Source organism: Pseudomonas sp. 2, from assembly GCF_056627435.1.
This window is the reverse complement of record NZ_JBWXNG010000011.1, coordinates 221,415-234,285: the sequence shown is the minus strand read 5'-3', so window position 1 is coordinate 234,285 and position 12,871 is coordinate 221,415. Positions and strand designations below refer to the sequence as shown.

The window sequence follows — 12,871 nt, the reverse complement described above, 5'->3', positions numbered from 1 at the left end:
GCGGTTCAGGTGGCCGGGGTGCCACCCAAGGCCTCGATGATGTCGTTGAATCTGTCTCTGATGGCGGTCCCCATTGGCGTCACCATTGCGAACAGTACCAGCGCAACCATTGCCACGATGACGGCGTATTCGATGGCGGAAGCGGCTTCCTCGTTTTTGACGAAACGACGTAAAAGTGCCGACAGGTAAGTAAGGTACATCTGACTTCTCCTTTGCGCTTCGAGAGCGCGGTTACGCATTTGCAGCGTTAAACAATCCATCGTGGCTACAGCATTGACCCCAATGCGCCACTCCACAATCACAAGAAAGCATTAGTCGGAAAGTGATAAGTGCCGATGACGCGGGGCTTGCAGGGGCGGTACCTCGAACGAAGGTCTTAGATGTAAATTTGGGACCGCTGATGGCGTTTTGGATGGCGTGGACTACCTTCTTATAGCGAAAGGAATGAATGTTCATAGCCAACTGAATGACAGGTTGTCTCGTTACGTTTTCGAGGTTGTTGTCAGGCACGGGAGGGCCGTCATGAGCAGTCGCGTCACCATGGGACTCGCTGTGCTGTTTTTACTGGGGGCGTTGTTTGCCGGGTATTGGGGGCTGGTACTGAGTCGCCAGCCTGCGCCCGCCGCTATCGCCCCCGTCGTTCAGGACTCGGCGCCGCAAGCGCCTCCCGTTGCCGAAAAGCCTGCCCCGGATCCCACTCGCCAACCCGTTCTGGTGGTGGCGCGGGACATCCCCGCCTATGAGCCCATCAAGGCTGAAGACCTGATCGTCGAACGGCTGAAAGTCGCGCCGCCCGGCAGTTTCACCCAGCTCGAAGACGCTGTGGGTCGTATGTCCTGGCGCCCGCTCGCTGCTGGCACCTGGCTGACCGAGAGCAGCTTCGAGGCCGGCGGTGCGCTGGCCCGGATGATCCGGCCCGGTGAGCGTGCGCTGGCGTTGTCCACCGACGAAATCATTGGCGCGGGCGGGCAGATCAGCCCCGGGGATTATGTGGACGTGTTGCTGTATCTGCCGCCGGATCAGACCACTACCGACCGCAGCGCCCAAACCGTCGTACCTGCACTGCGCGTGCTCAGCGTCGGTGCCTGGCTGGGGCCTGTGACTCAGAGCCAAACCCGTCAGGGCCCGGACGATCAGGCCGTCAGCCGCGACGAGCGTGTGCAGCAACAGAAGCTCAAGACCAGCGCTCGCAGCATCGTGGTCGCGGTGCCGGAGAAACTGCTCAGCCGCCTGATGCTGGCAAGCCAGGCCGGCCCGTTGCGTCTGGCCGTGCGCAGCGCCGAGGAGAAAAACCTGGAGCGTTACTGGGCCGGCGACGGTGAGATTGCCACGCAACTGGACACGGCCAACCGCAACCTGGTGCGCTTCAACCAATTGAGCATGGAAGGCACACGCAGCCAGACGGCAAGCGCGGGCACGCCCCGTGGGCCCAGACCGATTGAAGTCATTCGTGGCAGCCAGGCCACCGCGCAAACTCCCTGATCGAGCAAGGACCGCACATTCATGAGTAATCGTTTCAAACCGGTTTTGAACCGTATGGTGTTGGCCTGTGCGTCTATCGGGATGTATCAGGGCGCTGCCGTGGCTGCTCCGGCCAATTGTGCAGCGTTGTCGGCGATGCCCGCGGCGCTTGAGATCGGCCAGGGCGTGCAGCGGGAAATGCGCTCGCCGGTACAGATCACGCGCCTGGCCGTGGGCGACCCGAAGATCGCCGACGTGCAGGTCAACGGCAACGACAACAACGCCTTTTTGCTGACCGGCGTCGGCGCGGGCACCACCAGCCTGATGATCTGGACCGGTTGCTCCACAACGCCTCGGCAAAGCATGGTGTTTGTGCGGGGCATTGCCAAGGGCGCGATGACCGACACCCTGCTGCCGCCGTCGGAAGACCCGCTGCTGCCCAGTCAGGTGCAGACCGATATCCGTTTCGTTGAGGTCAGCCGCACCAAACTCAAGGAAGCCAGCACCTCGATTTTCGGTCGCGGCTCGAACAACTTCCTGTTCGGCTCGCCCGGCACCGTACCCGGCGTGACGGTAACGCCTGGCACCGTTGGCGGCACGCGCCCGGCGATCCCGCTCAACAACAGTAACTTCAACATCGTCTGGGGCGGCGGCAGCAGCAAAGTGCTGGGGATGCTCAACGCCATGGAAAGCAGCGGTTTCGCCTACACCCTGGCGCGGCCCAGCCTGGTGGCGCTGAGCGGGCAAAGTGCAAGTTTTCTCGCCGGCGGCGAGTTTCCGGTACCGGTGCCCAACGGCGAGAGCAACGGTATCTCGATCGAATACAAGGAATACGGTGTGCGCCTGACCCTGACGCCCACCGTCGTGGGGCGCGATCGCATCACCCTGAAAGTGGCGCCGGAGGTCAGCGAGCTGGACTTCAGCGCTGGCGTGACCATCGCCGGGACCACCGTTCCGGCCCTCAACGTGCGGCGCACCGATACCAGTGTCTCGCTGGCCGACGGCGAGAGCTTCGTGATCAGCGGCCTGATCAACACCAGCAACATTGCATCGGTGGACAAGTTTCCCGGCCTTGGCGACATCCCGGTTCTCGGCGCGCTGTTTCGCAGCTCGCAGATCAACCGCGACGAGCGCGATCTGCTGATGATCGTCACGCCGCATCTGGTCCAGCCGCTGGCGGCCAATGCGCAGCTGCCGTCGCTACCGGGTGAGGGGCTGCGCAATTACGATCCTAGTTTTTCCAAGTTGTATTTCCTGGAAGACGGCAAATTCGATCGCCGCAGCGGGTTATCGCAATGAGTCAGGGACCGAGCCTGAGCCAGACCTTTCTGGCCATCACCCGCAACACCACTGACCTTGAATGGCTGCAAGGCGCGCTGGCGCCACTGGGCCAGGTGGTCAGCGCCGGCACCGGCAGCCTCGACGAGTTGCTGGCGCTGGTCGACGTAACTTTCGCCAGCGTGGTGTTCGTGGGACTCGATCGCGATCACCTGATGAACCAGAGCGCGCTGATCGAAGGTGCGCTGGAAGCCAAGCCGATGCTGGCGATCGTCGCGCTGGGCGACGGCATGGACAATCAGTTGGTGCTCAATGCCATGCGCGCCGGTGCGCGGGATTTCGTCGCCTATGGCTCGCGTTCCAGCGAAGTGGCGGGGCTGGTGCGACGCCTGGGCAAGCGTTTGCCCGCTGTGGCACCCAACCCCAATATGGGCGGCCTGACCGTCATCTACGGCGCCCAGTGCGATGGTGATGGCGCGCTGGTTTCGGCGCATCTGGCGCTGGTTGCCCAGCAGAAAGGCCAGCGCACCCTGCTGCTCGATCTGGGCATGCCGCGAGGCGACAGCCTGGCGATGCTCAGCCTGGAATCGTCGTTCACCTTCGGCGACGCAGTGCGTCACTTGCGCAGGCTGGATTCGACCCTGATCGACAGCGCATTCACGGTGCATTCAAGCCAGCTGCACATCCTGGCCTACGGCGAAGATGACATGTCGCTGGAGCACACCAGCGCCGCCGAGCTGTACATGCTGCTTAGCGCGCTGCGTCAGCACTTCCAGCATGTAATGGTCAATCTGGTGGGCCAGCCGGACAGCGAGTCACTGCGCACCTTCGTCGCTCACTGCGATCAGTTGCTCTGGTACACCGATCAGAACGTCACCGAGTGCCGGCGCAATCTGGCGATCCTTAATCTGTGGCGGGAAAAGGGCCTGAAGCTGCAGCAGGCGGGGCTGCTGGTGGACAAATACCTGCGCCAAGTCACGCCCAATTCCGAGGCGCTGGAAAAGACCTTCGGCCTGCCCGCCATGGTGGTGCTGCCGCTCAGTCCGGAGTTGCGCCTCAATGCCAAGAATCAGGGGCTGTCGCTGTTCGAGCTGTCGCCCCGTGAATCGCTCAGCGCAGGCCTGCGCAATCTGGGCGAGCGTCTGGCCAGTCACTCCGATACCAGCGGCAAGCCTCGGGATGGATGGCTGGGCCGGTTGCTGAGGGCAGGGAAATGAAGAACGAAAAGCTCTTTGGCGTGTCGTCCCGTCCTGCCGACAGCGGCGGCGACGGGCAGGGCCTGAAACTGGTGCTGCATCGCTACATCATCGACGCCATCGAGGAGAGCGGCCGCAACCTGCTCGAAGGCACGCGCCCGGCGCTGGCGCAGTTCGTCACGGACAAGGTGGCCGAATACGTCGCGCGGCTCAAGCTGGCGATATCGCGTTACGAAATGGAGCGCCTGGCCGAAGAGCTGGTGGACGAGCTCACCGGCTTCGGCCCGCTGGAAGTGCTGCTGCGCGACAAGTCCGTGACTGAAATTCTGGTCAACGGCCCCAACAAGGTGTTTATCGAACGCGAGGGCGTGCTGCACCATTCGGATTTACGTTTCATCGATTCCCACCACGTCGAACGTGTCATCCAGCGCATCCTTGCGCCGCTGGGCCGGCGCCTGGACGAGTCTTCACCGATGGTCGATGCGCGCCTGCCCGATGGCAGCCGGGTCAACGCGATCATCCCGCCGATTGCGTTGGATGGCCCCTGTGTGTCGATTCGAAAATTCCGCAAGGACATGCTCAGAAGCTCCGATCTGGTGGCCATGCAGACCATCGACCAGCCCATCTACGACTTTCTCGAAAGCGCAGTGAGCAAGCGCTGCAACATCCTCATCAGCGGCGGTACCGGCACCGGCAAGACCACCATGCTCAACGTGCTGAGCCAGATGATCCACACCCAGCAACGGCTGGTGACCATCGAGGACGTCGCCGAACTGCAGCTCGGCCACCCCCATGTGGTGCGCCTGGAAACCCGTCCGCCCAACGCCGAGGGCCATGGCGAGGTGCGCGCCAGTGACCTGATCCGCAACGCCCTGCGGATGCGCCCGGACCGGATCATTCTCGGCGAGATTCGCGGCGTCGAAGTGCTCGACGTGATGACCGCGATGAACACCGGCCACGATGGCTCGATGAGCACCGTGCACGCCAACAACGCCCAGGATGCGCTGCTGCGGCTTGAGACGCTGGTGGGGCTGACCGGCCGGCAGATCGCCGAGAAGACCCTGCGCCAGATGATCTGCGCGGCGCTGGACGTGATCATCCAGCTGACCCGCATGCCCGACGGGCGCCGCTGTGTCAGCGAGGTGGTGGAAGTGGTCGGCACCCGCGACGACGTTTACGTCACCAACACCCTGTTCCGGCTGGACCGGCGCACCGGGTTCGGTTTCCTGCGCGAGGCGATCAACCCGGCCGGCGACAAGTTGCGCCAGCTCGATTACTAGCGTGTTTGCGGGAGGTCAGCGATGAAGGGAGCCATCGTTTTCGGACTGATTTTCATGCTGCTGATGGGGTTGTCGCTCTACCTCTTCCATCGCGCGCTGAACAAGGGCGTCAGCGACCGGATCCTGGCCCGCCTGACGCTGGGGCAAGTCGAGAAGGCCCCGACCAGACCTGCGCTGGCGGCCATTGATCGGGCGTTCCTGCGGGCAGGTCTGGGCCGCCCCACCGAGCGGCTGCCACTGGCGTTGACGATCTGGCTGCTCGTGATGCTGATGGGCTATGCGTTATACGACATCGTCGGGCTGGTGCTGGGGCTGGTGCTGCCGGTCATCATCCTGCGTTTTTACGTCGGCCTGCGCTACCAGCGCCGCATGCAACGGATGATCGCCCAACTGCCGCAGCTGCTCGATCACACGGTGCGCAGCCTCAAGTCCGGGCGCACCCTGGGGGATGCGGTGCTCAACAGCATCGAGGCAACGGATGCACCGCTGAGCCAGGCCATGGGTCGCATCAAGCGTAACGTTCAGTTGGGGATCACGCTGCCCGATGCCGTACAGGATTTTGCCGAGCTGTACGAGCGTGACGAATTTCAGCTGTTCGCGCTGGGGCTGCGGGTCAACCACCGTTACGGCGGCAATGCCAGCGAGTTGTTGGAAAACCTCATCCGGTTGATCCGCGAGCGCGAGCAGGCGGCGCGTCAGTTGCGCGCGATGACCGGGGAGACACGCATGACCGCGGTGGTTCTGGCGCTGCTGCCGGTGGGCATGGTGGGCTACTTTCTGGTGGTCAATCCTTCCTATCTGATGCACATGTGGAACGATCAGGCCGGCTGGAAAATGCTCATGGTGGCCTTCGTCATGCAGACCATGGGTTGTCTTGCGCTGTGGCGCATGTTGCGGAGTATTTGAGATGGCCTTGATGCTCAGCGCCTTGCTTTTCGCCCTGGCCGGCTTTTTTCTGCTGCTGAGCCTGGCCCGCCAGCGCCGCGGCGAGCGTCAGGTGTTGTCGCGGTTGCAGGGGGAGACCGCGCGCGACAGCCGGGTCGGCAGCCTGTTACGGGTGCTGGGCGACAGCCGCTTCGGCCAGCGTTCGGTGAGTCTGGACAGCGAAACGCAGATCCTGCTCAACCGCATCGGCTGGCGCCGAGCGAGCCAGCGCTCGGTGTTCGCCGCCTGCCAGATTGGCGTTCCGATTGTCCTGTTCTGCGTAGTGGTGCTGATTCAGACGGTGTTCTTCAGCGACACGAATTATCCGGTCATGGCCCCGACCTTCGCCCTGGGCCTGGGCTATCTGGCGCCCAAGCGGATTCTGGCCGCTGCGGCCAGCGCACGACAAAAACGCGTGGTGGTGGAGGTGTCCACATTCATCCCGCTGCTGCGCATTCTGTTCGAGTCCGGCATGGCGGTGGAGCAGGCGTTGCGGATACTGAGCAATGAAGGGCAGCGCTTGCTGCCGGTCTTGTCTTCGGAGTTGCGGGCGATGCTGGTACGGGTCGATTCAGGCCTGGAGCTGGGCAATGAGCTGAACAAAGTGGCCGCCTTGCTGGCGGTGGACGAATTCAGCGACACCTGCGTGATCCTCAACCAGTTGATCCACCAGGGCGGCGGGGCGATGAAGTCACTGCTGGCGCTCAAGCAACTGATCGATGACCGGCGCCTGACCCGCTTGCAGGAATACATCTCCAAGCTGTCGGGAAAGATGTCGGTGGTGATGATGGTGTTTCTGTTTCCGGCGCTGTTGATCGTCATCGCGGGGCCTGGATTCACGGCAATCGGCAAGGCATTGGCCGGGCATTAGGGAGTTCGAATGAAAGCAGTGATTGCGATATTGGGCCTGGTCTTGCTGAGCGGCTGCGCCAGCAACGGGGCCGCGCCATGGCAGGCGCAGGCCAGTTGCGCCAAGCCGACGTCGGATCAGGAACTGGCGTTGAACATGGCCCAGGACATGGCCGACGAGGGTCGCCTGCACGCAAGCCTGGCGCACCTGGAAAGCCTGCCGCCGAACCTGGCCGAGGTGCGCTTGCGCAAGGCGCGGGTGCTGCGTCTGCTCGGCAGCCGCGAGGCCGAGCCGCTGTACCAGAGCCTGCTGGGCACCTGCCGCGCCGCCGAAGGCGAGCATGGCCTGGGTCAGCTGGCGGCGGCCAGAGGCAACAACAATCAGGCGCTGATGCACCTGCAGGCCGCGGTGAAGCTTGCACCCACCGACGAGAAAATCCGCAACGATCTGGGCGTGGTGTACCTGAACCAGCTCAAGCTCGAACAGGCGCGCTTTCAGTTCCTCACCGCCATGGAGCTCAAGCAGTCCGACACCCTGGCGGCGCTGAATCTGGTGACGCTCTTGATCTATCAGGATGACTGGACCCAGGCCGCCGAGCTGGTCTCGCGCAGCGGCCTGACGCCCGAGCAGGTCAACGACGCCCAGGCCCGCGCCGAGAAACTCAAGGCCAGCCCCGCCGGTTTGACCATCAAGGCGGTCAAGGTGGCGGCGGTGAGTGATGCGTCCGATGCAGGGAGACAACCATGAAAACGCTAATGTGGAGTTTTATCGGCCTGTCGCTGATCGGTTCGATGGCCCAGGCGATCGAACCGGGCCCATCCTCGACATCGCAGCAACAGACCGAAACCTGGCTCAATTTGCAAGCCAGCGGCAAGGCCGCATCGCCCATCCCGCAACCGGCCGCTCCCATCGAACGCGACCTGAGCATGCAGCGCTGGCTGGACAGCTACCAGCACCCGATTCCGGAGTTTTTCGAGCAGAAGAAGGGCGGCACGGTGGGCGGTAGCGGTACGGGCGGGAATTGAATCGAAGCAGGCAATCTCTGTAGGAGCGAATTCATTCGCGATGCGGTGATACAACCGCTACATCTCTATCGGTTGAACGCCCGTTCGCGAATGAATTCGCTCCTACAGGGTCGGTTTGCGTTTTACCTATCAATGCGCCGTCACCCGCCCTCGCGCTGCCGCGTTGGTGGGCGACAGCGCCAGCGCCAGTTGCGTGCGGTTGTGCATGTGGGTCAGGCGCAGCACTTGGGAGACGTAGAGCTTGACCGTGTTCTCGGTAATCCCCAGCTCACAGGCGATCTGGTAATTGGTCTTGCCCTGGCTCACCAGCTTGGCGACGTCCAGCTGACGCGGTGACAGCTGCTCGAAAATCGCCGGGATCACGAACTCGCCGTCGCTTTCGGCAAAGGCGGGCTGGGCGATCTGGCGGGATTTGTCCAGGTCCTGGCACAGGTCATCGATGGAGGCGGCAAGAAACTGCAGCTTGTCGTTCAGGTGCCCCAGGTGCTGAACGTTCTTCACCCGTTCTTCGAGGGATTCTTCCTGGCGCCGGATGCCTTCGAGCAACTCGTTCAGGTCGACGGGTTTCTGGTAGTAGTCGGCGATGCCCGCGCGCAGGGCCTTGATCACGTCCTGCTTCTCGGCGCGGCCGGTGAGCATGATCGATTCGAAGATGCGCTGCTTGCCGACCAGCCGTTTCATCGCCTGCACCAGCTCGATGCCGTTCATGCCGGGCATCTCCAGGTCGCACACAATGATCGCGATGTCGCTGTCGTCGCGAAACCGCTCCAGCGCCTCCCGGCTGGAATAGCAGGGCACGCAGCGATAACCGCTGCCTTCGAGGAATTCAGAGACTTCATCGACGATCAGGGGTTGATCGTCGACCACCAGGACCTTTACTGCCGAATGCTTGTTCACCCGCGACTCCCTGCTGCGAATACCACTGAACCGGGTCCGGCGCCATGCAATCCTTCACGGCATCCCTTGTAGGACTATCACTGTCCGGACGTAGGAATAAACCTAGCCCCACTTTCTGACTATGTACATAGAGTGAGATGGCAATGCGACGTGTGGAGCCATAGCGCCATCACCGCGAAGCCGATGAACAGAAACGGCACGAACGGCTGTTTGTTTGACGCATCCGGGGCGAGATGGGGGTAGCGGTTTCTAAGTCCTTGAGCCAGCAGAGGCCATGATTTTTGACGCCCCAGCAACCAGATCAGGCTGCTCAATCCGGCGCCGATGAAGGTGCCCAATACGAACATCAGGTCGCTGGCCAGGGCCAATGCAACAAGAAGTTTCACATCCCCTGCGCCAAGCCGGTTCAGCGCGTAACCGGGCAACGTCAGCAGCAACGTTACGGCCAATCCCCACCATGCCTCTTCCTGCGGCGCACCCAGCCAGCTGTGGCCGTTGATCAGCAGCCAGACCAGTGCGAGCAAGGCACCGCCGAATGTCAGCCAGTTGGAAACCTTTCTGTGTCGCGCGTCCTGATCGGCACAGACGGCAAACCAGACAAGTAGGAAAAGTAAATTCATTGGGTAAAAAACGTCCTGTTTTCCGGAAAGAATCTATGCTCCATGCAAGGTAGCACTGTCAGGGTAGACGTCGGCATGCGAAGGACCTCCCGCAACTTTTCCCCCCAACGACAGAAAGGCGCAGCGGCCATCGAGTTCGCGCTGGTCTTCGTGATTTTCTTTGCCGTCTTTTATGGGCTGGTGAGCTACAGCCTGCCGCTGTTGATGATGCAGTCGTTCAATAATGCCGCCGCCGAGGCCGTGCGTCAGGGGGTGGCCATCAACCCAAGCGTCACCAACTACAACACCGTGGTGATCAACCAGGCCAACGCGGCCCTGACCAGCCAGCTCACCTGGCTGCCTTCGGCGCTTGCCTTTAACGCGACCACCGATGCTGTGGTGAGCTTCAACGGCAAGGTGCTCAGCGTCACCATCAATTACCCGAAGAGCAAACTGACGCAAGTCATGCCGGTGTTGACCCTGCCCGGCATCGGTGACGTGCCGAATCTGCCGACCTATCTCTCAGCCCAAGCGAGCCTGCAACTTGCCCCTTAAGAACGAAATTCTCAACCGTTGGCTGGGGCGGGCCGATGCGCCTGCCGAGCCAGCCTCACAACGCCAGCCTCAGGTGGCCGAACCTGCGCCGGTCAGCGCCGACTGGAACATGCAGCTGGACGAAGAAGGGCGGGTCACCGGCATCAGCAAACCGCTGCGCACCGCGCTGGGCGTGACCGGCGCGGTGATGCCGGCCCAGCGCCTGCTCGGCTACCTGATGCCCAGCAGCGCGCTGGTGGTCGAAGGTGCGCCGCAGGACTGGCTGGGGCACATGCTCGACCTGGATTTCCGGCGCCCCAATGGCCAAGTGCTGCACACCCGTGGCTGGGTCCACGCCCAAGGCGAGAACTGGCTGCTGCAACTGCTGGACATCGGCGACCTGATGGAGGAGGCCAATCTGGCCCAGAGCCGTCAGCAGTGCCTGCGCCTGGCCGGGCAACTGGCCGAGAAAGTGCGCGGTTGCCATGTGGAGCGCTTGCAGGCGGTGACCGCCGAGCAGCTCGAGGAGCTGGCGCAGAACTACCGCGTGCCTTGCCTGGCGCTGGTGCTGGCCGAGCCCAGTGGCGCGGGCTGGCGCGTCTACGCCCATTACAACGCCCAGACCGCGCCGCAACTGTGGCAGGACGGCCAGCGCCTGGGCAGCGACCTCGATGCGCTGGACGCCACGGTCACCCACCAGATCGACTTCAGCGCGCCTAATGCGTTGGTTCATCTGCAAAGCGCGTTCGGCAATGCCGACGGTTTTCTGCTGCCTCACCATAAGGAAGGCTCGATCAAGGCCTGGCTGCTGTTTGGCTTCTACAACGCCCGCTTGCAGGCGCCGGAACTGGGTGAACGCGAGTGGATGAACCTGTGTGCCGCACTGGCGGGTCCCATTCTGTATCGCCAGGCCGATCAGGCGCACCGCCATCAGCTGGAGCGCCTCGCCGTATTGCAGGACTTGCTTGGCACTGGCTGGTGGGAGCTGCTGCCCAGGGGCAAGGACATCCAGCTGGCGCCGCAACTGGCGCGCACGCTGGGCCTGCCCGACACCAGCGATGTGCTGGCGCTCGATGACTGGCTGCAGTTGATTCACCCGGCCGACCGCCATGAGCTGGAAAGCCGCATGCGCCAGTTGCGTGACCATGGCACCGCAATGCTCTGCTGCGTGCGGTTGCGTCAGGACGATCCGGGCGAGGCGCCGGTCTGGTTGCGTATTCAGGGCCAGGTGCTGCTCAGCGGTCAGGTGCGCCGCGTGCTGGGCTTCATGCTCGACGTCAGCGACATCAAGAACCAGGAAATCCAGGCCGCCGCCGCCCACGCCCGGCTCGACAACCTGATCGCCAGCTCGCCAGCGGTGATCTACGTGCTCGGCTATGACCATGGCAGCCTTGAGCCGACATTCTTCAGCGCCAGCCTGACGCCGCTGCTGGGCTGGACCCAGGCCGAATGCAGCGACGGCCAACTGACCCAGTACATCCACCCGGACGACCGCGACATCTGGTTCCAGCGCACCAGACAATTACTGCGCGAAGGCGTGGTCAGTTGCCGCTATCGCCTGCGCGACAAAAAAGGCGGCTATCACTGGCTGCTGGACGAAGCGCGGCTGCTGCGCGACGACCTGGGCATGCCGGTGGAGGCGGTGGGTTTGTGGCTGGATGTCACCGACGCCACCCAGGCCACCGAGCGGGTGCGCGAGAGCGAAGAGCGCTACCGGATTCTGGTCGAGGATTCGCCGGCGATGATCTGCCGCTACACGCCGGATCTGATCCTCAATTTCGGCAACCGGCCGCTGGCCGACTACCTGGAATGCACCCCTGGGCAACTGCCGGGCATCAACCTGGGCGAGTGGTTTTCCGCCGAGCAGAAAGACGCCTTTCTGCGCCGCATCGCCGAGCTGACGCCCGAGTCGCCCATGAGCACCGCCGAGATCTGCCTGGAGCTGCCGGGCCGCGAACATGCTTGGTGGGTCTGGGCCGACCGCGGCGTGTTCGACGAGCGCGGCAAGCTGGTCGAGATTCAGGCCGTGGGCCGCGACAACACGGAAATCCGTCGCACCCGCATGCAGCTCAACCAGAGCGCGAAAATGGCGACTCTGGGCGAGATGGCGACGGGGCTGGCCCATGAGATCAACCAGCCGCTCAACGTCATGCGCATGGCGGTGGTCAACGTGCTCAAGCGCCTGAGCAACGGCGAGGTGGAAATCGACTACCTCACCGACAAACTCAACCGCATCGACGCCCAGGTGCAACGCGCGGCGAAGGTGGTGAATCACATGCGCGTGTTCGGCCGCCGCTCGGAGATCGAACAGCAGTTGTTCGACCCCATCGAAGCGGTGGAAGGCACCCTGAACATGCTCACCGAAGGCATGAAGGGCAAGGGCGTCGACTTGCGTGTGGGCGAGTACGGCCAGCGCGTGCAGGTGCGTGGGCACGTGGATCAGCTCGAACAGGTGCTGATCAATCTGATGGTCAACGCCCGCGACGCGCTGCTCTCCAAGCGCGAAAAAAATCCTGAGCTGCAACCCTGGATCGGCCTGAGTGTCGAGCAGGACGAACAGACCCTCTGGCTCATCGTCGAAGACAACGGCGGCGGCATCGACCCGCGTCTGCTGGAGCGCATCTTCGAACCGTTCTTCACCACCAAGCCGGTGGGCGTCGGCACGGGGCTTGGGCTGTCGGTGAGCTACGGCATCGTCGAGCAGATGGGTGGGCGCTTGAGCGTGAGCAATGCCAGTGAAGGGGCGTGTTTTCGCATAGCCCTGCCCATCGCACGGATGTAAATGAGGTTTGACTTGTGGGAGCCGGCTTGCTGGCGAATGCGGTGT

At 63.0% G+C, this 12,871-nt stretch carries 13 protein-coding genes; 10 read left to right on the top strand and 3 right to left on the bottom strand.

Annotated features, from left to right (window positions below; translation table 11 throughout):
• Nucleotides 1-5: 5 nt before the first annotated feature.
• Nucleotides 6-200: a Flp family type IVb pilin gene (locus AC1MEK_RS19420; protein ID WP_480397887.1), complete on the bottom strand. Its 195-nt coding sequence runs from the start codon at nt 198-200 to the stop codon at nt 6-8.
• A gap of 322 nt (nt 201-522) precedes the next feature.
• Between AC1MEK_RS19420 and cpaB the strand changes: the two genes are divergently transcribed.
• Genes cpaB through AC1MEK_RS19380 form a run of 8 tightly spaced genes read left to right on the top strand, consistent with a single transcriptional unit; the run spans nt 523 to nt 8,014 of the window.
• The gene (gene cpaB / locus AC1MEK_RS19415) at nt 523-1,482 is read left to right on the top strand and encodes a Flp pilus assembly protein CpaB (RefSeq protein ID WP_480397886.1); all 960 of its coding nucleotides are present in this window, start codon (nt 523-525) and stop codon (nt 1,480-1,482) included.
• A gap of 54 nt (nt 1,483-1,536) precedes the next feature.
• Nucleotides 1,537-2,760, top strand: coding sequence for a type II and III secretion system protein family protein (locus AC1MEK_RS19410; RefSeq protein ID WP_480397906.1), 1,224 nt, complete (start codon nt 1,537-1,539; stop codon nt 2,758-2,760).
• Entirely contained in the window at nt 2,757-3,956 is a 1,200-nt protein-coding gene (locus tag AC1MEK_RS19405) for a CpaE/TadZ family protein (RefSeq protein WP_480397885.1), read from the top strand. The genes AC1MEK_RS19410 and AC1MEK_RS19405 overlap by 4 nt, the downstream gene beginning before the upstream one ends.
• Complete coding sequence (locus tag AC1MEK_RS19400; RefSeq protein WP_480397884.1) at nt 3,953-5,215, top strand: TadA family conjugal transfer-associated ATPase; 1,263 nt, start codon at nt 3,953-3,955, stop codon at nt 5,213-5,215. The genes AC1MEK_RS19405 and AC1MEK_RS19400 overlap by 4 nt, the downstream gene beginning before the upstream one ends.
• A gap of 21 nt (nt 5,216-5,236) precedes the next feature.
• Nucleotides 5,237-6,121, top strand: coding sequence for a type II secretion system F family protein (locus tag AC1MEK_RS19395; RefSeq protein WP_480397883.1), 885 nt, complete (start codon nt 5,237-5,239; stop codon nt 6,119-6,121).
• A gap of 1 nt (nt 6,122) precedes the next feature.
• On the top strand, nt 6,123-7,010 hold the full coding sequence (locus tag AC1MEK_RS19390; RefSeq protein WP_480397882.1) for a type II secretion system F family protein: 888 nt from the start codon (nt 6,123-6,125) through the stop codon (nt 7,008-7,010).
• Between the two features lie 9 nt (nt 7,011-7,019).
• Nucleotides 7,020-7,736, top strand: coding sequence for a hypothetical protein (locus AC1MEK_RS19385; RefSeq protein WP_480397881.1), 717 nt, complete (start codon nt 7,020-7,022; stop codon nt 7,734-7,736).
• Nucleotides 7,733-8,014 carry a DUF3613 domain-containing protein gene (locus tag AC1MEK_RS19380; protein WP_480397880.1) on the top strand — a complete coding sequence of 94 codons (282 nt, stop codon included), beginning with the start codon at nt 7,733-7,735 and terminating at the stop codon, nt 8,012-8,014. Before AC1MEK_RS19385 ends, AC1MEK_RS19380 begins: the two co-directional genes overlap by 4 nt.
• 129 nt (nt 8,015-8,143) lie before the next feature.
• On the opposite strand, the gene AC1MEK_RS19375 is transcribed toward AC1MEK_RS19380, so the two are convergent.
• Together AC1MEK_RS19375 and AC1MEK_RS19370 are read right to left on the bottom strand one after the other, a co-directional pair.
• Nucleotides 8,144-8,911 (bottom strand): response regulator transcription factor, encoded by a 768-nt coding sequence (locus tag AC1MEK_RS19375; RefSeq protein ID WP_480397879.1) that lies wholly within the window; start codon nt 8,909-8,911, stop codon nt 8,144-8,146.
• Between the two features lie 119 nt (nt 8,912-9,030).
• Nucleotides 9,031-9,531 carry an A24 family peptidase gene (locus tag AC1MEK_RS19370; protein WP_480397878.1) on the bottom strand — a complete coding sequence of 167 codons (501 nt, stop codon included), beginning with the start codon at nt 9,529-9,531 and terminating at the stop codon, nt 9,031-9,033.
• 75 nt (nt 9,532-9,606) lie between these two features.
• On the opposite strand from AC1MEK_RS19370, the gene AC1MEK_RS19365 reads away from it, so the two are divergent.
• On the top strand, nt 9,607-10,065 hold the full coding sequence (locus tag AC1MEK_RS19365) for a TadE family protein (protein WP_480397877.1): 459 nt from the start codon (nt 9,607-9,609) through the stop codon (nt 10,063-10,065).
• Nucleotides 10,055-12,826 (top strand): PAS domain-containing sensor histidine kinase, encoded by a 2,772-nt coding sequence (locus tag AC1MEK_RS19360; RefSeq protein WP_480397876.1) that lies wholly within the window; start codon nt 10,055-10,057, stop codon nt 12,824-12,826. Before AC1MEK_RS19365 ends, AC1MEK_RS19360 begins: the two co-directional genes overlap by 11 nt.
• Nucleotides 12,827-12,871: the final 45 nt, after the last annotated feature.